The sequence below is a fragment of the Cupriavidus necator genome (assembly GCF_040578825.1).
In the GTDB taxonomy this organism is placed as follows: domain Bacteria; phylum Pseudomonadota; class Gammaproteobacteria; order Burkholderiales; family Burkholderiaceae; genus Cupriavidus; species Cupriavidus necator_E.
This window is the reverse complement of record NZ_JBEFLI010000089.1, coordinates 1-24,585: the sequence shown is the minus strand read 5'-3', so window position 1 is coordinate 24,585 and position 24,585 is coordinate 1. Positions and strand designations below refer to the sequence as shown.

The window sequence follows — 24,585 nt, the reverse complement described above, 5'->3', positions numbered from 1 at the left end:
CTTCTGCCGTGGAACGTCGCCGCTCAACCGGCGTTGCAAGCCTAAAGCAGCACCATTCCTGTCTCGTCGTCAACCACGGTGCTGGCGATCCGCTTACGCATGCCGCGGCTTGTGTTCGCATTGCGCGTGGTAGCTCGTCATCTTCGGATGATTGCGCGCCAGCAGTAATCGCACGTACTCGATGGCGCGTGTCTTGCCGATGCGGGACGGGCCATAGGTCAGTGCTCCCATGACCCGGTAGCGTAGACATCGAGCAACCAGTTCATAGAAGGCTTCGATCGCAGGCGTGGCGATACGATAGTTGCCGGTCACCAGCGGGTGAAGTGACGGATCGATCGGACGCAGCATCTGAGGTGTCATGGCATACCTCGCAATGTGAACGACGGTGTTAGAAGACTTGGCCAGTCCCGATCGTGAGTTTGCGCGGCTGCGCCGGCGTGTGAGGCGCGATCGGGACACCGTCCGCCGCTACCGCGGCCGGTGCAGACACCACAGAGGAGGCGGCGCTCCGCGTGGCGGGCATGGCCTCGGCTGGCGTACGCGTTGTCGGTGCACTGGCAAGCAGCCGCACGGTCCGCGCGTATTCCGTCGCGGCTTTCCGACTGGTCTTTGCCTGCGCGAGCTTGGCCTGCACATACGCTTCGATCGGATTCGATTGGCCCGATTGGCTTCGACGCCGATCCCGCAGCTTTCTCACCTCCTGGCGCAGCTTCAGGTTGTGCGGCACCACACCCCAGGCGCCTTGTGCATCCAGGACGCCGAGTTCCGTGCCATCCGTGAGAAAGGCTCGCACGCAGCGCAGATCGTCAGCATTCAGGTAGACGAGTAGCTGCTTGCCGACCAGCCGCGTGCTTCTTGCCAGCACACCGCTCGTGTAGCGCACGCCATACAGGTTAATGTGCGGACGTACGCCTTGCTCAAGATAGGCACGCACACGACAACGGCGGGCCGACTGCATCAAGCACAGCGTGCGACGATGATGCTCAGCAAGCCGCGTCAGCACCGTCTGTTGAGTATTGAGCAAGTATTCCATTGCTTCGAGCGGGGTCACGCTGTTCAAGCCGGTATGCGGTGTACCGTTGTACGTCGTGATCGCATACTCAACCAGCTCCTCCAGTTCGTCGAGCGACACATAGAGCCGAAGATTGCCCTTCGGATCGGCGAGCGCGCGGCGCAAATCGCGTGGGTGCGAACCCGTGTAGCCGGGTAGGCGCGAAGACAGTCGCTGCGCCATCGTGCCGAAGAAGCGTTCGATGTACGGGCGCTCATCCGGACAGTACCTGGGACCGGCATCGACTAGACAACCGATGAATTCACACAGTGCTCTCAGCGTTTCGTTAGCCAGGTTCGCCTTGGCGTTGTCGAGCTTCATCCATTCCCACGTGACATACGAGAGCTCTGGCCACCTCTGCGAAGGAAGGCCTCCCTGCGCCTCGTAGCCGAGCCCATCGATGGAGAAGGCGCGGGCGCGATGGGGCTCCAATGCCTTCTCGATGGTCTTGATCACGTCGTAACGGCTGTATTCTCGCGCCAGCACGAGGTGATAGCCCAGCACGGCCCGCGTGCAGACGTCAATGATCACTAACAACCACACCCGCTCAATCTCGAACTCATGTTCAAAGCCAAGCGGATCGCGGACGATAAGCTTCAGCCGAAGATCGAGTCGGTGACCGTCGAACTCGACGATCTGATAAGGATGCGTCGCCGCTGGACTGCCGTCGCCGCCCTCTCGGTGTGGCAGCCCCTTCAGGTGTGAAGCACCAGCCGAACGTGCCGCCAGGCCGAAGCTGCGCAACATTTCTGCCTTCAGAAGCTCCGACAGTGAGCGAATCGCACGCCCTGCCGTATTGAACGGGTAGTCCGTTACCTTCAGGCCCACCAGCCGACACTGCCGCAGGAATTCATCATGGAGAACTTGCAGTCCGCGCAGACGTGTGCGCAGCCGCCCGTCGGTATTGATCTGCTCGAGCAGAACCCGACGCTGCTTGATCTGCAAGCGCAACCAGGTGCTAAGCGACGGATAGCGCTCGAAGAGTTGCGAGAGTGCACCGGCCCCGCCGGAATTGCCGCGCTCTCCACCAATTCTTACTGTGCTGACTCGAGCATACTCTGCGATCCGCGTATAGCGACCCAGGGCACGAAAGCCGTATGGCCGGCCATCCGAGTGAGGAACCATGGCTCGTTCAAGCCATCGATACAGATCGCGCCGGCTCACCCCTGTAGATCGCTCAATCTGCCTGAGCGATTCACCTCCGGCATAGCGCACGATCGCCTGTCTACGTCTTTCAAACGCCTGTCGCTGCCCCGAATCGAGCTCTGTATAGGCGACCTCCGGCCATGACCCCAGGTCGAGAGCTTGCAACTCCGGTTTGCGGCGGTTCATGAGTTCGTGTCGACTACAGCGAACGACGTGTGCAAGGACAGTGGCTGAGTACGCAGGTCGGGCGCCGCGACGCGACCGCCATGCACCAGGCCAAACAGTGCTGCCCGGAACAACACCGGATCCACGTTCGAACATTTGCGCTCGAGGGTCTCTAGCTGCTGTGGATTTTCCAGGAGGCGCTCGACTGATCGGGACAGTGACCATGGGATGAGACCTCGATTGGCTACGATGCACGGCAGCATGCGCTGCCAATTGCCAATCCAAACGCGCGCGGCCGCGAGGTCGCCCGACGACATGCTGCGGATTGAGAATGCTGCCTCGTCCAGTTCCTGCTTACCCGGCGCTGCCCTCTCGTCCATACCGGCGTCTGCGAGAAGAACCAGTTCTTGTCGGTCGACGTATTGAACCCAGAAATCGGCAAGCCGAGCGTTTCCACCAAGGTGTACGTAGCCAGGGCGCTCACAAAAGGCGATCACGCTGGCGTCCGCCTCGAACAGCAACCACAGGTCAAGCAAGGCGCGCCGATAGAACGTCAACCGTCGTCCCAGCTTCGGGCTGAAGGCTTCTAACCGGTGTGCGCCAGGCGGTCGGGCAAGCGCGACCGGCTCCGTGAACTGCGGAAAATTTTCCATCAGATCAAGACCTTAGGGACAGGTCTCGAAGTCTAGGATTTGAGGTGGCAAATTTCAGGCGTACTGTGTGCGAAATGGCACTTTTGCATTCGATCCAAGTGAAAGCAAAAGTGCCACCGCAATTGCCTACAGGCCGCAGCTATCAAAGGCGAGCCGGTGGCACAATTGCTTCGCTCTACGGCGGCGATAGATGCCTGCCTTCCGGTATAGCGGCGTATGGTCAGCGTACTTCGCGACGCCTGAGCGGCGAAGGATCATATGCAATCACCGCCATTCCGGCTTGCCGGAGGCGGCGTGCGAAGGCCTCGCCCAGCAAGCCAAAACCAGCCAGCCCTACTGCATGGCGGCACGCCGGGGCGAGTCCGGGCCTCGACACCGCGATGGGTTCGATAGTCATGATAGGTTGCCCCCCAAGGGGTCAGTTAATGGGAGGAGAGAGAAGTGGGCCTAGTACGTGAAGCCCGCACGGTCACCCTGGTGCCGGCACGTGCGCCGGCGGCACGGCCGTCTTGGTCAGAGCCTCGTTCATGACCGCCACGGAGAGCGCCTGACTGCCGGTACCAGCGTTCAGCAGGCTGCCGAGATAGCGTGCGTGCTCGAAGTACCGTCGCACATAGCAACAGTTGGCGGCGCGTCCCGGGCCTTGCGTAGAACAAAGGAAAGCTTCGTTCTACGCCGGGCGCCGCAGCCTGGATCGAAACCTCTTACGGGTTGCTCTTCGAAGCACGCTAAAAATTATCGGCATTGCTCTTTGCTGCGCATTTGCGGCCGGACTATCCCTACACAAACTTTTTTTCCTGCTGCTTCAATGACTTACGAGTCATACCGTGGAGTGGCTACTTTCCCTTTTGCTGCCGCGTCGGGGTCACTGTTTCCGGACCTGCACGTCCGCATGCGAGTGGTTATGGTGTAAGGCATTGGTCCGCAACACGGTCCTTGCGCATCGACGCGAACACGTCCCGCGGAGGAAGGTGCAGTAGGAAGCGGAGGATCGCGCAGCCTCTGCCAGCGAATCGAAACCTGGACCGACTGCAGTTCCTAGTTGTAACGCTGGCGAGCTACCCACCGAACTAGCACGGGTCGTGCAGCCCTTCCTTCGGCCCCGCCTTTGCCGCCCACGACTCGGATCAGGAAAAAAAAACGCCGGATGAAAGTCGGGGCGGTTAGTTGCATCAACCGGTGCGGAAGAGCACCATCAGGTTGCGTCAGATGCGGACTGCGGAGCAAATCTAGCCTTGAGCTCCTCCACAAGCGCCTGGCGTTGAGCAGGATCCAGGAGGGTAATCTCAAACGAGACCTTTCCCGAGTCCCAGTCCTTCAGAACGCCAAGTGGCGAGCCGTCGGCGCCGAGCAGACGGTGCTGTCGAGACGTTTCCTTCTGCTTGCGAGCGGTTTTGCTTTCGTATCGCGCCCTCGCCTCTTCCACGTCCCGGCATACTGCGATCTCGTCGCGCACCTTGATCGCCATGACTCCTGCCACCGCAGGGCCGGCAACACGTTCCAGCAAGGTCAATTGGTACAGCGTGGAGAGAGCAAAAGGGTCTGGTCGCTCCTTGACGGTGTCAAGGACGCTGTCGGAAAGCTTCAGGATGGCCAGCGTCTTGTTGATATTGGGCAAGGACATGCCGGTAGCCTCCGCAATGGCGGATTCGTTCGTGTAGACGCCTTGGTCTATCAGGGCGCGCCACGCGAGAGCATTGTCTAATGGAGACTGGGCTTCGCGCTCGGCGTTTTCCTTGTATGAAAGCTGATACAGCTGCTGATCGGTGAGTTCCTCATGCACCAGCAGCTTCATGCGCTGAATCCCCGCGGCTTTCAGCGCTTTGAAGCGATAGTGACCGCCGGCAAGTACTCGGCGCCCGTTGCGGATGGTCGCAATACCGGGAACGAGCTGCCCGTCTGCACGCATGCTCTCTGCAAGCTCATGGACGCGTTCCGGGCGATAGAGACGCCGTGCGTTGAACGGATTCTCGTCAATGAGTCCAATGTCCGCTTCTTCGTAATATGGCTCATTAGAAGCTCGTGGAGCTCTCAAGATATTTTTCTTCCGGCCCTCTTCCCGCGGCGCAGCGGCACTCTCGTGCGAGAAATCCCCACGAAGGATCTCAGCTGTGGGTTGCGTTTCGTGAGCAGGCTCAAGCTGCTTTTCTGAGAAGCCCGTAGGCTGGCGCTCCACCAATGCTTGCGCCCGTGCGAAACGGTCAGCAGGCGGCGCCGCATTGACCGCTTTGGTGGCTTGCTCCCTCATCTGCTCGAGTCGGTTCTTAGCCATTATGCTGCCTCCTTCTGCTTGGCGGCGGCGGGCTTAGTCTTGGCCGGCTTCTTCGCCGTGCTGATACCCAGCTTCGTAAGCACGGCCTTGGCCAGCTCCTCTACCTCCTTAGTCGCCGCGGAAGATGCGGATAGCCCGTGGACGCTGAGCCCAAACATCTGCGACTCCCCGTAGGCGTTTCGTTGTTGCAGACCGGTGTCCAGTAGCGGAATTTCCTCGTCGCCCTGCAGGATTTCGGTACAAGCCCTGAAGACGTTTCCGCGGCGCGACATCGACGGAATGCAATAGGTCTGAAGTTCCGGGTTCTCTTCCTTTGCACGCCGCGCCAGTTCCTTCGCCTCACGGCTAGCCCAGACGTTGTCCATCAACGGGATAACCGGGATCAACGCCAGGTCCGAGATATTGAGTGCTGCCCACGGAATCGATGACTCGATCGCCGGCGGGCAATCGATCAAGACCACGTCGTAGTTTTCAGCGTGCTTGGCGACTTCGCCAATCAGCTTCTCCCGAAGTGGCGCCAGGCTGATCACAGTAGCCGGGAACGGCTTCTCAACGCCGCCCTGCCCTGCCCAGATCGTGCTGGTGCCTTGCTTGTCCATATCGATAAGTAGTGTGCGAAGGCCGCGCAAGGCGAAGCTGGCCGCTAGCTGCATCGAGACCATCGTCTTCCCGCAGCCGCCTTTTTGATTGAAGACGGTGACAACCTTTGCGGTCATATATTTCTCCCAAAATATTTTGCAAATCTGCAAATTCGACCCCAGCCGCCACTGTAGGACACATCACATCGTATTAGGCGCTTTCAAGCATGAAAGCAAACAAATTCCCACTTGAGCGTTGCACATGGACCACAACCAAGAATTGCATGTGGACGATGAGTCGTCTCGCCTTTGGCGCATAGGGTTAGCGGGGAAGCCATTGTTGTTTGAATGCGGTGCTCTCGCGGGGAAGGCCGAGTGGTTTCACGCGTGAAAGCTCGCAAATTGGCCCGGCCTGCACGATCCCAGTTAAGCCGAATCTCGACGGCGGCTTTCATGCTTGAAAGCGCAGTAGCTCCATCTTGGTCGACATCCACTTTCAAGCGTGAAAGCTCACCATTCCCTGCGGAATTGTTGCGCCGACGAGATTTCAAGCGTGAAAGCAGGCTCCCAAGCCCTCCACGCAAATTCGGCGTGGAAAGGCTACTCAGGTTGTTCGGCGTAATCTTTGGTCTTTTCGCTTCCAGGCTTCAGCGAGGCGAACCACGACGAGGATTACTACCTGACCGACCTTTCAAGCGTGAAAGTACCCGGCGCAGTCTGCCGCTGACCGTAAGGTTTCATGCTTGAAAGCTTAGTGAGCCATCCACGCCCAGGATTCACCCTGTGGTACTTTCAAGCTTGAAAGTACCGGCCCAGCCTGCGACTGGCCCTTGAGGTTTCATGCCTGAAAGTCGGGGAGCCAACCGTCGCGATATTGTGGTCAAAGGCCGCCTCCCAGCGACGCCGCACGTGACGACCACCCTGACCAACTTTCAAGCATGAAAGCATGCCTAAGTACGGTGGAGCCCTGACGGATGCATTCCGGGTAGCCGACGGAGAAGCTAGGTTGGGAGCTTTCATGCTTGAAAGCCGGCCAAGTGAACTGCCCCCCTCGACGGACTTTCAAGCGTGAAAGTAATGGGAGCATGCCGCGGCGCCTGGATGAGCCCTGGTTTCATGCTTGAAAGCATCGGGCCGCCAAGGTACGGAGAAGACGGCGGAACACCTCTGGAATTGCGATGGAAGTGATGGACCGCGCAGTAGTGGATGGTAACGCCAGCGGCGCCAAGCTCCACTTTCATACGTGAAAGTCGTTGGCCGCGCTCTGACCCATGCCAATGACTTTCAAGCGAGAAAGCGGGAACGACGTATCTTTTGAGAGATATATTTTTTATGTCGTGGAGTCTTATGCCGCTTGGCGTGCATCTGACCAGCGCTTGGCGTACTGACCAAGTTCCAATTTCAACGCCTTGCGAGCCAAGATGGCCACCTCATCCGGCTTCGCCTTAACCTTCTGCCGGCGAGCAGCCATCTGAAAAGTCGTCTCCTTGTACAGGCCCTCGAGGACTTTCAACCGATCGTCAGACCCCAGGGAGTCAAAGATGGCCAACCCCTCCTCGATATCCCTCTCAAGATTTCGGGCGAACTCAATCTCTGCTGTTGGAACTTTCGGCTCGGCAGCGGGCAGGGCAGGCGCATTCCCCGCAGCAACAGCCCGCTCCATTTCGCTCATAGCCCATCCTTCGTTGATCGCTCGCACGAGATAGGCACCTGGTGACTTGACCACACCGACCTTTACCCGATACTTCACGAGCTCGATCGCGGCGCGGATTCTCTCATCCGTGTTCACCTCGCGATTGCTAATGATCTCGTTGATCTGCTTTTTGCTCAGCCCGAAGCCCTTCACAAGCGTCTCGTACAGATCCTTCAGCTCGTGCGGCTGCGCGAAATCCAGAACCAGCTTGCCCTCGGCGTTATCCCGGAGCTTGAAACGGATCGCCGCTACGCGGCGCGAGCCCGGCGCAGTCTTCGTCTCGTATTCGATGTAGAGGTCCGTCAGCTCATTGATTTGAGCAATGTTCTTGTCGAGGACCAACCGCTTGAACTGCTTGTATTCCGTCAGCGATTTCACGGCATCGGCATTGACCCACTTTCGGACATCTTCGATTGGGATCCAGCCAGTCGTGCCCATAAAACGAAGCGAGCCAAGCCGTTCATAAAGAACATAGGCGTACTGGCTCAACGCCGCTGACATGCGCAAGGAGAGATATGTGTAGCGCTGCGGATCCTTCAACTGCCGACGGATCATCTCGTCGACCTTGAACACGACGCGCCCGCCGGTAATCCCAACTGAGCCCAGCAGCGGCACAGATACCCATTGCGGGTCGCCGCCTGAATCCTCAACAGAAACTTGAACGGATGAGGCCTGGCACTCACGCAAAGCTTTCTTCAAATGTGCAACATTGTTCGACGTTTCAAACTTCGAAAGCCATTTGAAGTAGTTGAGTTCGATATCGTAATGTTCGAGATCCGGATTCTCTGATACGGTGAGCCACAAGGCGTTGATTGCTCGCCTGGCCACAAGCGACATCGGTGACACGTCGATCAGAACATTGGTCTTGCGGTAACCGATCTCCCGCGGCGATTCGGTGATTGCGGTAGTGGGCCCCAGATCCTCGCGGACAGCGTTGAAGATGTCGAAGCCTAGTTGCTCCTGAATGTTCTTCGGGACGTTTGACATGGAGAGGGCGCCGAGTACACAGAGTGACGGACGGTAATATCGCTGTAAAGGTGTAATGAGTCAAGTATACGATTGCACCTTTGCGCAGCACCATCGCCAACTCACACCAATCGATGACACCCTCGGGCCAATGCATACCACCATCGACGCGAGCCAGCCGCCTGGAAACCCAATCTACGTGCGACTTTCCGGCAGATTAGGCTGTTGCCACCAACCGTTAACACCTTGCACCAATCACTTGCACCTTGACACCAACTGTTAGCACCTTTTGAGGCCAACCGATTACACCTTTGCGGCCCATTGCGGACCACCTTTGGACCAAATAATGCCACCTTGCCACCAATCGTTAACACTTTGCTCGATGTAACTTCTTGATTTTCCAAGCAAAATCCCGGGCCGTATACGTTAGTTGGTTTACGTAAACGAAGCTGCTAGCTCTCCGCAAAGATTTGCGGACAGTCAAAAACGACGGTACTTATCCACACTTCAAGCATCCACTGAGGCCCGGGCAAAAACAAAAGCGACCCAAAGCAACAGGGGCAACGGCTGCAACCCGCGGCGGCAGGGCTATGCCGGCTTCTCCGACGGCGCAAGCTACGCGCTCTCGCTTGGCATCACCAGGCGATATTCGCCAGCCATGTGATGGTATTCTCCGGCGGCTTCATGTCGGTGTTCCCGCAGCTGGAGCCCTCGAACAACGGGGAAGGGTTTGGGTCCAGAGTGGCCAAGCAAACCTCAAAGTGCAATCAATTGGGCCGCAGAAACCATGGTGTAGTTCATTGGTCCGCAAGTAGGCACGGATCCTGTGGGGTGTCATCGGTTGGTCCGCAAGACAGTTATGGTGTAACGCATTGGTCCGCACGGCTACGTCCTCGGCACCAGGGTTACAAGGCCGCGGCGGGGATCAAGGTGCAATGGGTTGGTGCGCAAACGCTGGCAAATTGGTCCGTAAGCCATCCCGTAACGGAAGAAAGAACCGAGCCCTCCGGGCCCCAGTCACCACCAAAGGTGTAATCGATTGGCCCGCAAGCCCTTCAGAAGTGTCTGAGCCGTGCCCTAAGGACACACCGAGAAGCTAAGTACGACGTGAAGGTGCATTCTTTTGGGCCGCAAATCCTCAAGGTGTAGTTGATTGGTCCGCAGTGGGGGGCCCGAGGGACCAGATCGCGGCTTTGACTGACGATGGTGCAATGGATTGGTCCGCAAAATTTGCGGAGGCGGCTCCTTCCACCTGAGTTTGGCGCTCGTGGACGAAGGGAGTGCTCACTATTCCCGCAAATTTCCCTGCACGCCACCAAACCGATGCACCTTTGCGCCGCACCGCCCGGTTTGCGGACCAAACCGATACACCATACCTTAGGTGCTCTAAGCGGCACCGCCGCAGATACTATGAAGGCTGCGGCCCAAACCGATGCACCATCCAAGTCCCTCCCGCCATGCCCCGCTCGCCTGCCCCCAGCACCTCCGCTTGAATGCCGGCCACGCCTTCGAATCCCACCCAGCCCACCAACTGCGCAACGACGACGTCTATATCAGGCAAGGCCGACTGATCTAGCGCCTTCAAGCGCGTCTTAGCGCGCTCAAGCGCGTTGCAGCGCGTTGAAGCGCACTCAGGCGCCTTGAGGCGCGTAACTCTCACCTCCCAGAGGGTTCAACTAGCGCGTTCAAGCGCCTCCAAGCGCGTTGAAGCGCGTAACCTCGGCCCCCGAGCTCAGCCTCCAAAGATGTTTGGAGGCCTGGCTGCCGCCGACGAGGCTGCGAAGCTGCTCAATAGCTGCCTGTGCCATGGCCGACGATGACCTTGTCGCTGACGACGGTTGGGCCAGAGGACGCGTGAACCCAGTCGCTGCTCTGTCCATCTCGATGAGCCAGGCGCGGGCCTGGCCATGCCCTAATGAACTTCGGCGGCCGTTGGCCTCGGTGATCACGATCGACGCCGAGTCGACCTCATAGATCCGCCCGTCGGGTGCTGACACCCGTCTACCGCGGTACCGCTCAATGAGTTGGGCAACCTCCTTCCGGTCCTGCGCGGCCCGAGCGTCGGCTGCGTGCCTTTCATCTTCTTGGGCCTTCCGAGTCCGGACCACATGGCCATAATCGATGGGCTTTCCGAGGAGCGACTTGAGGTAGGCGAACAGTTCTCGCCCCCGGAGCGGCCCGAGAGCATGGCCGGATGCCGAGACGACGTCCGACAGTCGGTGACCAGCCTCCCTCGCGAGCCGCATCAGCAGGAAGAGGGCGGACGTCTTAAGCTCTTGATCGCGCACGAGAGGCGCCAGATCAATGGGGACTGCCTGATCGTCAATTTGCACAAAGACTCCCCGCCCGGGATGTTTCTTCGTAGAAGACTGCTTGGGTTTGTTTACGCCACTCACCGGTGCGAGACATGTAGAGCCGGACTGGGACTCATCGTGGCCGGTCGGAGGTTCAGCGGACCCAAGTTGCCGGCCAGCGACCTCGATGCACTGCAGCAACTTTGCGGTGAACCCGATCCGTCCAACGACCTCGAGCTGCGCCCTGGTGCGTTGCTGCCGTTCACGCTCGATAAGCCCGGCATCTTCAAGTACGCCGAGCGCTCGATAGACAGTGGCCTCGCTAATCGCGAGGTGCTGTGCAATCGTTGACTTCTTTATGAAGGCGAGCGAGGTGGGATCGTTCTGGTTCAGTGCGAAGCGGATGAGCGTGGCCAGGACTTGCCGACTAGTGATGTGCAAAGCCCGGAGCCCATCGGACTCGTAGACCAATGCGATCGCTCTGAGGATCCGCTCAGGCAGCCGCCCTGCATCGCACCTGGCTGCCTTGGGCTCCCGGCCATCGCTGACAATCGAGGATGGAGCATGCAACGCACCGCCGCATGCTGTTGTTTTTTGGGCAATAGGAAGCCCTTCGAAGCCAAAATTCATCTTCGATCAACGCGCAAATTTGTGGAGGGAGCATTGACAGCGAAGGCCGAGGCTTCGTAGACTCGAACTGTCTTAGAGGTCGAGTCAAGAGGGTTTCGAAGCCGTCCACCCCTTTGTCTATGCCGATAAAAAGCCTGGAGCGCCAACTCCAGGCTTTTTTTCGTTTATGGGGATGCCTACGGGCTCAACGACTGCTCCTTCAAAATCTGAGTGGCCACGCTACGCTCAATGAAGCGTCGGGCGCGAATACGATTGACGGTCTGCGGCGGGCGCCGCCATCGGCAATTCGATCCGAGGATTCCTTGCGCGCAGGTCGGCAATCACCTCATCCGGCACGTGCTCGCCCCGCTCGCAGGCCGCTACCACCAGGTCACAGTGGACCATCGAACGGACTGAATGTGGATTCAGGCGAGGGTTATCCGCGTGAAAGAAGATCATCGCCTTCGCACCTGCCATCTGGAACGTCCGGAGGTCGCTGTCCAGAGCGCGGTTCAACAGCTGCGTGACCGACGATGCGATCCATTCCTGCCGCGGCGCCAGCTCTAGCCCATTCTTGCCGACTGTCGCGCGATCGTAGATGCGGCCAAGCTCGGAGCGGAGCGCGTTGAGGTCCTGAGCGCCGGCCGGGGCCTGAGCGCCTTCAACGACCAGCATACGGAACTCCGTCGCACCGTTTCCCCTGGTCACCGGAATCGCCAGTGAACTTAGCTCGAAGTCCTCAAGAGGCATGCACCATGCGTCGACATCGGCAAGCCGCGCAATGCGGGCGGCGCGCAGGGCCTTATTGCTTTCGACGTCGGCGGCTACAACGTTACCCGCCTGGTCCAGCAGCCTGTACTCGACCATGTAGCCGCGACGGCCTTGTTGCCAGACCAGGTCCTTCAGGAGCGGGTCCGCCTCGCGGGCAACGTTGCTCGCGTGTTGCATGAAGGTGACGATCGGCGCTGCGCCGAAAGTGTTCAGCAGCAGCCGCTGCGCGCTCTGACGTCGCATTGGCACCTCTGCACCAATCGGCACTTCATATGGCTCAGGGTCAGCCCTCGGGGCGAGCCCGCGGCCGGTTCTCCACGCGTCACTGAGCGCAACAGCCAAGGCCTTGAGCACGTCACCAGTCAATGGGCCGCAGCTGGCAATGTGAGCAGGGGTGGTTTCAGATGCCCGGGAAGCGTAGAGCGAAGTGATATCGCCCTGGGTTTGTGTGAAGCACTGGCCCACCCAGTCCGCAGGCAACCGGATCTCTTCGAGGTGTAGTTTGTTACTCATTGAAATTCTCACGCCGCCATCGGCAGCTCTTGTTCATCGGTTCGATGTCGGACGCCCTCGGCCGGCGATTCGCCCCCGAGTGCGCCGCGGAGGGCAGCAATCAGCTTGCCAAGCTCGCCAGCCATCAGCGCGAAGTCGGCATTGAATCTGGCGTCCGCGTCCTCGCCGTTATCCTTCGTTTCGTCTTTGATCACATCCAGAGCCTTGATCTTTCTAAGTCCCAGGGCGCTGGTGAGGACAAACGAGATTCGGTCTTCCCAGGTCATTGCCAGCTGCGTGCACCGCTTGCCACCGGCAAGGTGATGACCGAGATCCGCCGTATCCAGGCTATGGTTTGCGAACTTCACGGTAGACTTGCCCTCGCCAGAGTCTTTGAGCTCGGCATCCTGGTCGACAGTGAAACCGGCGGGTGCTGCGTCGCTGGCCAGCCAGTCCGTCATCGCGGCCGCGGGGGACAGGTTGCAATGCAGCGGCGTGGCCTCAAGCCGATCAATGGACCGGAAGAGGGCGGTCACGATGGTGTCGACCTTGGAACCGACGGCGTCGATGCAGATCAGGTTGTTGACGGGATCGACCCATACAGCGGTCTTGCTGCGCGTTGCGAAGGCCTTTGGCAGCAGCTCGCGAGTGACATCTTCCTTCAGCTCTTTCAGCTGCTTGCGGCCTACTTTGAAGCCCTGGCGGGCCCCAATCTCCGCCGAACGGGCCGCCAGCGCGTCTTTCACCACGGCACCTGGCAGTACCGGCATTCCGCGATGTGACCAATATGACGATCCGCGAGGCAGCTGCCTTCCTGGAGGGACACGGGCAAACTCACCGGATCCCATCGAGCCGAGAGCTACTTCTGGAGGCGGCATGAAGATCGCGGATTGGGTGAGATCTGCCGAGAGTATGGGGCTACCATTCACCAACATCCCGGCGTATTGCAGCTTCCCGATGCTGGTATGTCTGTTCTACGCGCGACTGTGGACGATGGGCTTCGCCATCATCATGACCGCCGTCGTCTGGTGGTTGCAGCGAAAGGGATACACGCTCAGCTGGATGATACGCCGGGCCCGGTCAAAGCTGCGAGGAGAGCGCGTTTCAGCGAGACCTATCTGGCACGTGCGCCGTTTCTCCCGCCTGCAGGACCCCGGCGAGGAGTACTGAGCAGATCTGATCAGAACGGTTTGCCACTTGATGATATTTCGGCGTTAACTGTTAAAATGAAATATGATGACTGCCGCAAGCGCGGCCGTGGAGGAATCGAATTGAAAAATGGCATGCAGCGTCGCAGCCCCCTTCGTATGGGGGCAATGATCGCGACGGCGGTTGCGGCAAGCTCCGCGTTTGGCTTTATTGATGAGCGGCAGGCGGTACCGCAGTCACCGGCTGCACCTTCGGGTGCTGTAGCCGCGACCTCCATCGCGATGGTGGTACCTGGCGCAGCCCGTCCTGGTCCGGATGCCTTGCAGGGCGATTTCTCCGGGACCGAGTGGTATGCCCCGTACCCAGGACCATATGGCCCAATGCCCCTGGCGGACTCACTGATCGCGCAGCTGGTGCCGATCATCGGTCCGATCAGGCTCGAGGGAGAGTCGGGTTTGCTGCAGACGCCGGTGGTGATCCCCCAAGGTGTCGCGCGTAGCGCAGCGTTGCGCACGGTCGCCGAGCGCGCAGGGGTGGTGGTGCGCGTAAAGGGAAGCGTCGTGAGCATCGAACCGATGCGCGTAAGCCCGATGGCACTGGCCGAACAGATGGTGCCTGCGCGGCAGGTCGCGTCCAGCCCGTTGGCGCCGCCCGTCTATCAGGATCCTGCAGCGTTGCTGTCAGTGGCCAGGCCGGCGGGCTCACCAGCCCCACAGCCGTCGTTCAATCCGGCTCCGATCGAACGCTGGGTCTCCCAATCTGACAAGGGGATGACGCTCAAACAGGTGCTCAAGGAATGGGTCGACCGTACTGGTCAATGGAAGCTGCGCTGGAATGCGTCCACCGACTATCCGGCACCCGATATGGAGTGGAGTGGGGATTTCCTTGAGGCGGTTGACCGCACCATGACGCCATACATGCGAGTGAAGCGCCCGATCGAGGTGGTGCTCCATAAGGAGCAGGGGATTCTCGAAGTCGTGGACAAGCGCAACTGAGGCCAGACAATATGAAGCACAACACGATTGGCCAGCGAGCTGGCAACGCCCGAGTCGCCCGCGTTGGGGCGACCGCGCTGGCAGCCGTGCTGCTGGCCAACGGTTGCGCGCTACAGCGCGTGAGCGAAGGGATGGACAAGGGCAAGGAGGTCGCTGACCAGGCTTCGGCGTTGGTCAACGGCATGCGCACTCAGAAGCCGGCTTCGTCGCCGTACTCGGCTATTCGCGAGGGGTCCGGGCTATACGTCGATGACTCGCCGATTCCGCTTGGTGGGAATGCGGGCAAGGGCGAAAAGAGCCCTCTTGACTGCATGGTGACCTTCAGCCCCTATGCGTCCACATCGATCAGCGAGTTTGCTGACGACGTAGCGAAGCGGTGCCGCGTGGCGGTCAACGTTACCCAGGAGGCGTTGCAGCAGCTTAGCGGCATTGGCCCATCCGGGGCGCCGTCAGCAGCATCCAACCGGACACCCGCGGGGGGGTTGCCATCGCCGAGCCTCAACGGTGGCGGAAACACGATAAGCCTGGCGAACAGTTCGATTTCGGCGCCGCGCGGGGTTAGTCAAGCCGGTGTCATCACCGGAATTCAGTGGCGTAACCGGCCGCTTCGAGGGCTTCTCGACCTTGTTACCGCTCGCCTCGGCCTCGGCTACAAGGTCGACGATAGCGGCATCACGATCTACTACGTAGACACCCGGGTGTTCAACCTGGACATCATCCCGGGAAAGATTGACGTCAATACGACCGTCCAGTCAGGCAAGACGAGCGGGAGTTCGGCCACCGGCAGCGGCACGCAGGCATCGAATCAGTTTGACTCTGCAGGCAGCCGCCAGTCCACCAAACTCGAACTCCAAACTGACATGATCGAGGGGATGCAGAATACCCTGAATGCCCTTGTTACAGCGAACATCGGTAAGGCGCATCTCAATCCGGCGACGATGGCCGTCACGGTTACTGACCGTGCGGACGGTATTGCTCGCGTAGAGTCCTACGTGAAGGCGGAGAACAAGCGCCTTACCCGTCAGGTGACGCTTAGCGTTCAGGCCTTCACCGTCACGCTGAAGGACGAAGACAGCGTTGGGCTCAACTGGGACGCCGTGTACTCGTCGCTCAATAAATACGGCATCAATTTCAAGTCGGCGTTCTCCGTGCCGACGGGCGGTGGATCGGCGTCGGTTGGCGTCGTCAGCCCCACGAGCCCGTGGGCAGGCACCAAAGCGATGGTTGATGCATTGTCGACGCAAGGTCGAGTGTCGACCGTGACAACTGCGTCCGTGACAACGCTGAATCTTCAGGTTGCGCCACTACAGGTCGGCCGCAGCCAGACCTACATTGCGAGCTCCTCCAGCACGGCCGTCTCGAACGTGGGTAACCAGATCTCTCTCGTGCCAGGCAACTTCACGACCGGCTATAACATGTCCCTGTTGCCACTGTTGCTCGATGGTCAGGAGCTGCTACTTCGATATGACGTCAACCTGAGTTCGCTACTTGATCTGCGTCGCATCGAAGCCGGTACCTCCAAGATGGAAGCTCCAGATTTGGATAACCGGATCCTCAGCCAGAAGGTGAAGCTGAAAGCCGGCCAAACTTGGGTGCTCTCTGGCTTTGAGCAGATGGGGGATGACACCACCCGCAGCGGCACGGGCGACGCGCGTTTCTGGCTCCTGGGCGGAAATCAGAGCCGCAAAACCTCGAAGGACGTCATGGTGTTCTTGGTAACACCCGTGGTCGTCGAGTAAAGGGCGGACATGGCGAGAGCTAAGAGAGGTGGCCGCACGGCCAGTCTGGCGCCGACCACGGACCTTATAGTGATTGCGGGCACGGCTTATGCTGTCGGTTTGCTCTGGCAGTCGGCGTCCAAGCCAAAGGGCTTCATGCGAGAGGTCAAGGGATTCACCAAGCAATATGGCCTCCGACAGTTCGTCGTGCGAGAAGGCTCGATGACGCAGATAGGCTACGTTGTGACCGCGCCGGGTACGCGGCCGTTTCGGAAGGCTCAGGCGCTGGTGCCGACGCTTGCGGATCAGCTGGGCACATCCTGGCTGGGCGTATTCGAGGTCACTGAGCGCATGTTCGTGATGGCTGGCGTGCACAATGGGGCGATCATTCCTGAGGCTGACATGGCCGGAAGCGAGGCGAACGTCCGTGCGCGGTTCGACGAGATCGTGGGGCTGCCTTGGGCCAAGATCTATGCGCCTCGGAGTTTCTTCGCCGCAGCTGAGAGCCTTAGTCTGGACGCGGTGTTGAGCCGTGACGCCTTGAAGCGGGCCCGCTCGGGCCGTGCGCGCGTTTATCCGATTCGATCGACCGGGCCGGATTTTGGGCGGCGCGAGGTCATCCTGTACGGCGGCGCTGCGGCGGTTGCCCTCGCTGGCACCCTCATTCAGCATTACCTTAATGTTGCCCGCGAGGAGGAAGAGGCGATGCAGGCGGCATTCACCGCTGCGCGCGATGCTGAGAACCTCGAGAAGGAACGAAAGGCTGCCATCGAGCAGGTCAAACGCAAGGCCCCGGTCCCGCAATGGCCAAATGAGCCGGCGGCCACGACGGTGCTCAGCCGGTGTATGGATGCGACTGTAGAGGACGACCGAATTCCCGCCGTCATTGAAGGTTGGCGCTTCAATAATGTGACATGCGATGGCACGCGCATGACCGTCAGCTACGACCGCACCCCTGGTGCAAGCGAAGACGGTTTCCTGGCTGCTGCCCGGACGCATTTCCCGACCGTGAGTGTCACACCGGAGGTCGGAACGGCGATCGGACCAGTTGGTGCCGAAGCTCCCATGTTGCCGCGAGGGGACGTACACCTCACAACGTCAGCGCAGGCTGAACTGGAATGGAACTCCCGCTTCCAGCGCCTGAATGTGATGAAGGTACCCGAGCTCACCAAGAAGCAGCCGCCGCCAAAAGAGCCACCCCCGCCAAGCCTGGTGAAGCTAATTGGCGAAGCTCAGGCGCAGGTGCCGGATCCTTGGTGGAACGAGTACACGTTCTCGGTTTCCAGTCCGTTTCCGATTGACCAGGTCATGGGACCGCTCCTCGGTCCCGGTTTGGTGATCTCGGAAGTCAAACTCTCGGCCGGCGCTGGTGATGCGCTTGGGGCCGGAAAGCAAGTTGGCCTGCAATGGACGATCAATGGAGTGGTATATGCAAGAAAGTAGTCTTCGGTCTGCAATTGCCTTGGTAGTCGGTGCAGTCCTTGCCCTGCCAGCGGCCGCGGCGCAAGACGATCCCGCGGACGTTGTCGCGCAGAAGCGATCGCTTGCCGTCTGGTCTAGCCTTCACCAGCAGACGATGGTGGTGGAGGCGCAACTCACGCTGGCAAAGAAGCAGCAGGAGCTAGAGGCGCTTCAAGGCTCTTCGGCCCGCGCTAAGGCAGCGGCGGCAGCCGCCGAGGCCACGCGGAAGGACACTGGGATGCCAGTCGTAGCCCGCATCAGTGGCGAATCGGGCAAGTTGTTCGCAGTGGTAACGTACCCCGACGGACAAGAAGCGGAGCTTGGCGCCGGCGAGCGGCTGCGTGGAAGCGGTTGCCGGGTAGAGTCCGTATCCGACTCGGCAGAGCGGGGCGTTCCGGTTCGATGCGGGAAGAAGACTGTTCGACTGAAGTATGCCTCTGAGCGCAGCGCCAGCCAGGCCGGAGCGGCGGCGCCGCAAACCCAGGCAGTGACCCAACCGGGCTTCCAGAACGCGCAGCTGTCGCCGCCGGCGATGATTCCGGTTACGGTAGGCCAGCCACCCATCTCGCAAATCAAAGCGCAATAGAGGCGCACGATGGATAAAGCGACAGACCGAGTGCGCGATGCGATCGCGAACGCGCGAAGGCGAGGGCTTGTTGCATGGTCCGCCGCGCGCGGACTGTATCCGGCAAATGACGCGGCTCGTAAGCTGCTGTGTCTCACCAGTGACAGCGTGCTGCATGTCCTGACCGGCCAGCAACTTAACCCACACGTCAAGAGCTATCTGCAGCTGGTGCGCGCGCGAGGGGGCGATTCGATCCGCACACGGGAGGTTGGGTACCACGAGCTGGAGCTTCTCTACAGCGAGCTTTCTGGCGATGGCGAAACGGGTAAGGTGGGTGCAAACGAGGTGCAAGCGTCAGATCGGCAAACCGAGGTGATCGGCTACGTGAAACAGGCCGTTGCCGAGGATGCCTCCGATATCCACTTGGTTGTTGGGGACGAGGTCGGAACAATTGAGTTTCGGCTAGACGGCGACTTGTACGAGTTCTACCAGTTGTCGGCGCAGCACGTCAGGGATCTGATGTCCTCTATCTACCAGTCCATGTGCGACGTTGCCGACGAGACCTTTAAGACTACCCGCAGTCAGGACGCAAGGCTGAGCTCTGCCTATGTCAAGCAGATGGGCATCTACGGTGCCCGGGTAAGCACGAGGCCGACCGACAAGGGCATCATGATGGTGATCCGGCTCTTGTACAGCAAACATCAGGCGGCGAGCTCGATCGCATCACTCGGATTCCTCCCAGAACAGACAGAGGATCTGAAGACGATGCGCAGGTCTCGTTATGGGATCAACGTTGTGACCGGGCCAACCGGTTCGGGTAAGTCGCTCACGCTGTCCGTGATCATGGGAGAAACGCTGGAGGAGGGCCGCCAGCGGATGGCCGGCTCGAAAGCGGCGGGTGGCCGCGGCCGCCCTACCGGCATTCGGGCGATCTCGATTGAGGACCCACCTGAGTACAGCGTGCCGGGCATGCTGGCCACGCCGCTGAATTCAGAAGGGGCAACCGAGCAGCAAATCTCCCAAGCCTGGTCGACTGGGATCTCCGATCTTCTGCGAAAGGACCCGGATGTCCTAATGATTGGCGAAATCCGGGACAAATCCTCGGCAATCGCCGCATACCGCGCGGCCATGACTGGACACGTGGTCTGGACGACCTTGCATACAAACGACGCCACATCCGTGCCACAACGCCTGGTCGATCTCGGCGTTGACTCGAGCATGATCCTTGATCCGATGCTAACCACGGGGTTTGTGAATCAGTCCTTGACCAAGAAGCTGTGCAAGGCCTGCTCCAAGCCGTACGCGGAGCACAAGCATGAGTTGCCGGCGGATCTGGTCGAGCGCATTGAGCGATATTGCGATCCGACCAACATCCGTCTTCGCGGCCGGGGGTGTAACGAATGCCGCGTCGGTGCAGTGGGCCGGGTGATGGTCGGAGAGACGGTCGTGCCCAACGGCGAATTTATGGACATTTATCGGGATCGAGGCAAGATCGCGGCTCGAAAGTACTGGGTAACCGAGCTGGGCGGAGTTACCAAATGCCAAGCCATGATCAGGCGGATCAACGCTGGCGATGTCGATCCCCGAGACGGGGAGGCCGACGTGTCGCCGCTCGATACTGATCTGCGCATGATTGGTGTCGCTGGCGGTACATCAAACTCAGGTAGCCGGCTGCGCGCCGCGTAAGGAGCAGAAGTGTTTGAGAAGGCAGTGGAACTGTGGGAACAGCTGCAGCACTGGAGAGCTCGGCAGGCGATTGGCGTGGATGCGCGGATCGACTTTTACAACCAGATGTCCCTGATGCTGAAGATGGGCCTACAGATCCTAACGGCCCTGGACCGACTCTACGTCATCGAGTCAAGCGAAGGCCGTCGCCCAAGCAGGCCGGCAGCTTTGATGCTGGCAGACATCATGCACTCGATCCGGGAGGGAAAGTCACTAGGCGAGGCACTGGAGAGATGGGGCTCGCCTCACGAAGTAGCGCTGGTCAAGGCTGGCGAGGAGGCCGGCAACCTCGAGGACCAGCTCGCTGTGGTGGCCGACATGTTGGCGGCAAAAGGCGAGATGGTTGGGACCGTTCTCAGCGCGATGGGATATCCAGTGGTCGTAATCGGCTCGGCCTTCGGGATGCTCTACATGATATCGACCGTAGTGGTGCCAAAGTTGTCCAAGCTTACGCCACCTGACCGCTGGGATGGCGCTGCGAGGCTCCTCAACCAGGTAGCGAGCATGGTGAACAACTACTGGGCGTTGGTGTTCCTCATTCCTGTGATTTTGGGGGTAATCGCCTGGTCGATTCCAAACTTGAGCAAGGCGGAGATCCGAGTCTACCTAGACAGGATCCCGCCATGGTCCTTCTACCGTGCGCTGCATGGCTCTGGATTTCTCGTGAACATGTCGGTGATGCTGAAAGCCGGTATCCAGATGAGTGAAGCGTTGCTACTCCTCTCGGAGGAGGGGGGGCCATGGCTGCGGACCCGAGTTAGGGCCATCTTGCACGGGATCAATCAAGGGAAGACATTAGGGGAGGCCATGCATGCAGCCGGGTATGAGTTCCCGGATCCTCGCGCTGTCCACATCCTTCGGGCGGTTTCCGATGTCGACGGTTTCGAGGAAAGCATGGCGCTGTTCGCCTCATCATGGATGAAGCGATCACTGGAGGCCGTACGAGTGATTGGCCGCTATCTGCTGGCGCTCGGCATCTTGTTTGCCGGCGGCTTGCTGCTGGTGATGGTGTTCGGGATCTTCGGGTTGATCCAGAGCTCGATGGGAACTTTGGGCTGATCGCATTTAATGCGGAGCATAACACTAACACAAAAGATATAATTAAGTGCCGCGGCCAGCGCGGGAACATTACTTAGAGAGGAATGCAATGAAATCGAAGATCCGTGGCCATCTGAAGACCAGTGCGCACGCTACCCAAGGTGGCTTCACCCTGATCGAATTGATGGTTGTTATCTCCATCGCGGTGATCATCTACGCGCTGGCCGGTAGCCTGAGCAATACGGCGATCACCAAAGGTTCGGCACTGGAGGAATCGACCAATATCCAAAACCTTTTCGCTTCCCTGCGTGATATCCGCTCGTCTCAGGGCTACCCGGCTTCTGCAAACCTGGTACAGGCGCTGCAGGATCAGAACACCATCCCTTCGAACGTCACGATCACCGGTGGCGTCCTGAAGAATACCTATGGCGGGAACTACACGCTCACGACGATCGACAGCGGCGGGACCGTGACGATCGCCTCATCGAACATTCCCAACGCTGAGTGCCGCAAGCTCGTGACTGGTGTGAAGAAGAGCATCCCCCGCTCGGTCGGGGTCGGCGCTACGGCGACGATCGACATGGCGACAGTTACCACCGCTACGGCCACTACGCTCTGTGGTACCGCCACCCGTGTAACGCTGATCTGGTCGTCGGCGGACGTCTAAGGCCCATGCCTCTTTGCCGGCCGTGCCTCTAAGGTGTTCGCGTCCGGCTTCAGCTATCGACAGGAACGACGACATGAGACTTGGGGACCTGACCTTCCTTGATCTGTACCTGCATCCGCAGGTCGCGCTGCTTAAGAATCTGACTAGTTCAAGTCAGCTGGTGGACGTTGCCCCGCCCGCGCTCAAGGCGCAGCTCGATGAGATTCGTGGTCGTTGCCAGGCCACGTATAGTGAGACTCAGGTCCCTGAGTTCAGCATTGTTGAAGACAACCGGCTCTATCGGGTAACAGCGCAGGAAGACCATGCTGGTGCGGTGCTCTTCGTGCTCCGGCAGTTCCAGCGCGCACTCAAGCCATTCCGGGATCTGGGGTTACCGCGGCACGTAGGCCTGAATCTGCTTTCCAGCAATCTGAAGGGTTTGGTCTTGTTCGCCGGCGAGCCGGGAGTAGGGAAGTCGACCTCTCTGTTCAGCACCGTCGTCCAGCGCCTGCATATGAACGGCGGAGTCGCTGTAACCGTGGAGGATCCGATCGAGCAGCAACTGTCCGGTGCCCACGGGGGCGGGTATATGTTCCAGTTCCCAGCCAGTCGGCTCACCGGCGGCTATCGGGAGCCGCTGTTGCGGGCATTGCGAATGCAGGCCGACATGGTCGTGGTTGGCGAGATCCGTGATAGTGCCGCCGCATCAGAGGTTGTCCGAGCATCGGCCAGCGGCCAGCTTACGTTCGGGACGATCCACGCCGGATCGGCCTCCCAGGCGCTTGAGAAACTTGCGATCCTCGCCGCCTCGGGCGAGGGAGGTACTAGTAGCGAGAGCATGCGATACATGCTGTCCCTTGGCGTGTCTATGGTGATCTGGCAGACCATGCTGATTCTTCCCAATGGTGGGCGCCAGCTGTCGGTCCGGGCGCTGTCGTGTATCGGTGAGGATGGCCTGGCGATTCGCAGCAAGATTCGGGACAACAAGCTCCAGACCCTCGAAAACGATATCGAGCACCAGTCCCGCCGCGGCGCAACCAATCAGGTACTCAAGACAGCATGATCAACAAGAGGAACCGGCGTGGTCGACGCCGCGCGAGAGGCTTCACGCTGATCGAGATGACCGTCACATTGACGATCATCGTTTCCGTACTCGGCATGATGTGGCCGATGCTGGGTGATTACGCTGATGAGCTGGTAAACCGCAGCGCGGCGGATCAGCAGCTACTGGTGGCAAAGGGGGCTCGCAAATACCTCGATGACAACATCGGGACGGTGACGGCCGGGCTTAGCGGCACGACGCCAACATCCATCCCGTTTGCGACGATCCAGAACGCGGGCTACATTCCAGCGGGGGTGAGCGCGACCACACCGTATGGTCAAACCTTCAACATCGTCGTGCGCAGACCTAGCGCAACTGCAACCAAGCTTGAGGCGCTTGTCGTCACTTCCGGTGGGTCGTCCATCAGCCCCAAGAATGCACAGCGGATCGCTCGCATGCAGAGAGGCGTCGGTGGCTACATCGCTCCAAGCAACACCAACTTGATCAAGGCACCTGACGGGCAATGGAACTCGCTGGCCAGCGATTTTGGCGTTGCTCCTGGCGCTGGCCACATTGCGACCGCGCTCTTTTCATCTGACGGCGACGGGAGCGGCGACTATCTGTGGCGGAACGCCGTACCTGGTCGTCCAGAGTTGAATCGCATGAACACCGCGATCGACATGAACAACCAGGACATGAACAACGCCAAGACGGTTACAGCGACTACAGTTCAGACCCAGGACGTGAATGCTACCCGGGCGACGATTTCCAATCGGATGGCGACGCAAGATGCGGTGGTCAACAGGGACAACTATCTCTATGCTGCGGCCGTGCCCGGAACGGCCTGTAGCCAAGAAGCGTCGGTGCGCCGGAACCAGAACACGTGGGCTAGCTTGGTGGTATGCGGCTATGGTAAGTGGCAACCGGTCGGCAACGCTTTAGAGGGGATCTATGACGGGGCACCGTGCTCGCTTGCTGATCAAGTGATGAGTGATGCGAACAGTCGCGGCTATATCTGCCGCGGCGGTTTCTGGAGGCTCTTTCGCAATGCCTTTGGGAATATGACCATCAATCGCAAATTCGATAACGTTACCGACGGGGTGACGATCGGGAAGGACTACTGTCCGGGCGGAACGGCGTGGGCGCTCTACACGCCAAAGCAGCAGATGGTGAACGTCACCGGGAACGTGATGCCTCCGATTCAAGGCGTCTACTTCTGGCTGAACGACTACGGAACATATTGGTACGCGCAGGCAAGTGCCGTGTCCCCGGCCGCCTGGTACTCGGGCAATGATGTGGGTGCGATTGGGGGACAACTGGTAGGCACAGTCACCACTGGTTGCTCGTACTAAGAAAAATAGGAGGGATATCTGTGCGAGATGCATTCCGGATGCTGGCAGTGGCTATTGCCGCGGGCTATATTTGGACGCCAAGCGCCTCGGCCGAGCTGATCCAGTTGCCGGCGCCACCGATGACAGTAGCTACCTGTCGCGCGGACCAGCATTGGGAACGGCGGCCCAACGGCATGCCCTGGTGTGTTATTAACCAGCCACCAC

Annotated in this window: 19 protein-coding genes and 1 pseudogene; 10 read left to right on the top strand and 10 right to left on the bottom strand. The window is 59.7% G+C overall.

The genetic code is table 11. From position 1 onward, the window contains the following. Window positions 1–96: 96 nt before the first annotated feature. From AB1I47_RS29710 to AB1I47_RS29665, 10 genes and pseudogenes are all read right to left on the bottom strand, one after another. Window positions 97–360, bottom strand: a pseudogene (locus tag AB1I47_RS29710) (ATP-binding protein); the annotation flags it as partial. A gap of 28 nt (window positions 361–388) precedes the next feature. After that, entirely contained in the window at window positions 389–2,383 is a 1,995-nt protein-coding gene (locus AB1I47_RS29705; protein ID WP_354687267.1) for an integrase, read from the bottom strand. Beyond that, window positions 2,380–3,015 (bottom strand): hypothetical protein, encoded by a 636-nt coding sequence (locus tag AB1I47_RS29700; RefSeq protein ID WP_354687266.1) that lies wholly within the window; start codon window positions 3,013–3,015, stop codon window positions 2,380–2,382. Before AB1I47_RS29700 ends, AB1I47_RS29705 begins: the two co-directional genes overlap by 4 nt. A gap of 220 nt (window positions 3,016–3,235) precedes the next feature. Beyond that, window positions 3,236–3,412, bottom strand: coding sequence for an NAD(P)-dependent oxidoreductase (locus tag AB1I47_RS29695; RefSeq protein ID WP_354687265.1), 177 nt, complete (start codon window positions 3,410–3,412; stop codon window positions 3,236–3,238). Window positions 3,413–4,210: 798 nt separating this feature from the next. Next, on the bottom strand, window positions 4,211–5,287 hold the full coding sequence (locus tag AB1I47_RS29690) for a ParB/RepB/Spo0J family partition protein (RefSeq protein ID WP_354687264.1): 1,077 nt from the start codon (window positions 5,285–5,287) through the stop codon (window positions 4,211–4,213). Then, window positions 5,287–6,003, bottom strand: a complete 717-nt coding sequence (locus tag AB1I47_RS29685) for a ParA family protein (protein WP_354687263.1) — start codon at window positions 6,001–6,003, stop codon at window positions 5,287–5,289. Before AB1I47_RS29685 ends, AB1I47_RS29690 begins: the two co-directional genes overlap by 1 nt. 1,207 nt (window positions 6,004–7,210) lie before the next feature. Beyond that, window positions 7,211–8,545 (bottom strand): replication initiation protein, encoded by a 1,335-nt coding sequence (locus AB1I47_RS29680; protein WP_354687262.1) that lies wholly within the window; start codon window positions 8,543–8,545, stop codon window positions 7,211–7,213. A gap of 1,664 nt (window positions 8,546–10,209) precedes the next feature. Then, a complete protein-coding gene (locus AB1I47_RS29675) occupies window positions 10,210–11,448 on the bottom strand; it encodes a helix-turn-helix domain-containing protein (protein ID WP_354687261.1) in 1,239 nt (412 codons plus the stop codon). A 225-nt stretch (window positions 11,449–11,673) separates the two neighbouring features. Then, complete coding sequence (locus tag AB1I47_RS29670) at window positions 11,674–12,711, bottom strand: hypothetical protein (protein WP_354687260.1); 1,038 nt, start codon at window positions 12,709–12,711, stop codon at window positions 11,674–11,676. 8 nt (window positions 12,712–12,719) lie between these two features. Continuing rightward, window positions 12,720–13,460, bottom strand: a complete 741-nt coding sequence (locus tag AB1I47_RS29665; RefSeq protein WP_354687259.1) for a recombination-associated protein RdgC — start codon at window positions 13,458–13,460, stop codon at window positions 12,720–12,722. A 106-nt stretch (window positions 13,461–13,566) separates the two neighbouring features. Here AB1I47_RS29665 and icmT point away from each other — a divergent pair, with 106 nt between their 5' ends. From icmT to pilV, 10 genes are all read left to right on the top strand, one after another. Beyond that, complete coding sequence (gene icmT / locus AB1I47_RS29660; protein ID WP_042875535.1) at window positions 13,567–13,860, top strand: IcmT/TraK family protein; 294 nt, start codon at window positions 13,567–13,569, stop codon at window positions 13,858–13,860. 20 nt (window positions 13,861–13,880) lie between these two features. Next, window positions 13,881–14,834 (top strand): TcpQ domain-containing protein, encoded by a 954-nt coding sequence (locus AB1I47_RS29655; protein ID WP_354687258.1) that lies wholly within the window; start codon window positions 13,881–13,883, stop codon window positions 14,832–14,834. Window positions 14,835–14,845: 11 nt separating this feature from the next. Continuing rightward, window positions 14,846–16,573 carry a PilN family type IVB pilus formation outer membrane protein gene (pilN, locus tag AB1I47_RS29650; RefSeq protein ID WP_354687257.1) on the top strand — a complete coding sequence of 576 codons (1,728 nt, stop codon included), beginning with the start codon at window positions 14,846–14,848 and terminating at the stop codon, window positions 16,571–16,573. A 69-nt stretch (window positions 16,574–16,642) separates the two neighbouring features. After that, the gene (pilO2, locus tag AB1I47_RS29645; RefSeq protein WP_354687256.1) at window positions 16,643–17,995 is read left to right on the top strand and encodes a type 4b pilus protein PilO2; all 1,353 of its coding nucleotides are present in this window, start codon (window positions 16,643–16,645) and stop codon (window positions 17,993–17,995) included. Then, the gene (pilP, locus tag AB1I47_RS29640) at window positions 17,982–18,599 is read left to right on the top strand and encodes a type IV pilus biogenesis protein PilP (protein ID WP_354687255.1); all 618 of its coding nucleotides are present in this window, start codon (window positions 17,982–17,984) and stop codon (window positions 18,597–18,599) included. Before pilO2 ends, pilP begins: the two co-directional genes overlap by 14 nt. Before the next feature lie 9 nt (window positions 18,600–18,608). After that, window positions 18,609–20,264: a GspE/PulE family protein gene (locus AB1I47_RS29635; RefSeq protein ID WP_354687254.1), complete on the top strand. Its 1,656-nt coding sequence runs from the start codon at window positions 18,609–18,611 to the stop codon at window positions 20,262–20,264. Between the two features lie 9 nt (window positions 20,265–20,273). Beyond that, window positions 20,274–21,362, top strand: a complete 1,089-nt coding sequence (locus tag AB1I47_RS29630) for a type II secretion system F family protein (protein ID WP_354687253.1) — start codon at window positions 20,274–20,276, stop codon at window positions 21,360–21,362. Between the two features lie 88 nt (window positions 21,363–21,450). Further along, window positions 21,451–22,008, top strand: coding sequence for a type 4 pilus major pilin (locus AB1I47_RS29625; protein WP_042875543.1), 558 nt, complete (start codon window positions 21,451–21,453; stop codon window positions 22,006–22,008). A 73-nt stretch (window positions 22,009–22,081) separates the two neighbouring features. Further along, window positions 22,082–23,050, top strand: a complete 969-nt coding sequence (locus AB1I47_RS29620; protein ID WP_354687252.1) for an ATPase, T2SS/T4P/T4SS family — start codon at window positions 22,082–22,084, stop codon at window positions 23,048–23,050. Continuing rightward, the gene (pilV, locus tag AB1I47_RS29615; protein ID WP_354687251.1) at window positions 23,047–24,381 is read left to right on the top strand and encodes a shufflon system plasmid conjugative transfer pilus tip adhesin PilV; all 1,335 of its coding nucleotides are present in this window, start codon (window positions 23,047–23,049) and stop codon (window positions 24,379–24,381) included. The genes AB1I47_RS29620 and pilV overlap by 4 nt, the downstream gene beginning before the upstream one ends. Window positions 24,382–24,585 lie beyond the last annotated feature (204 nt).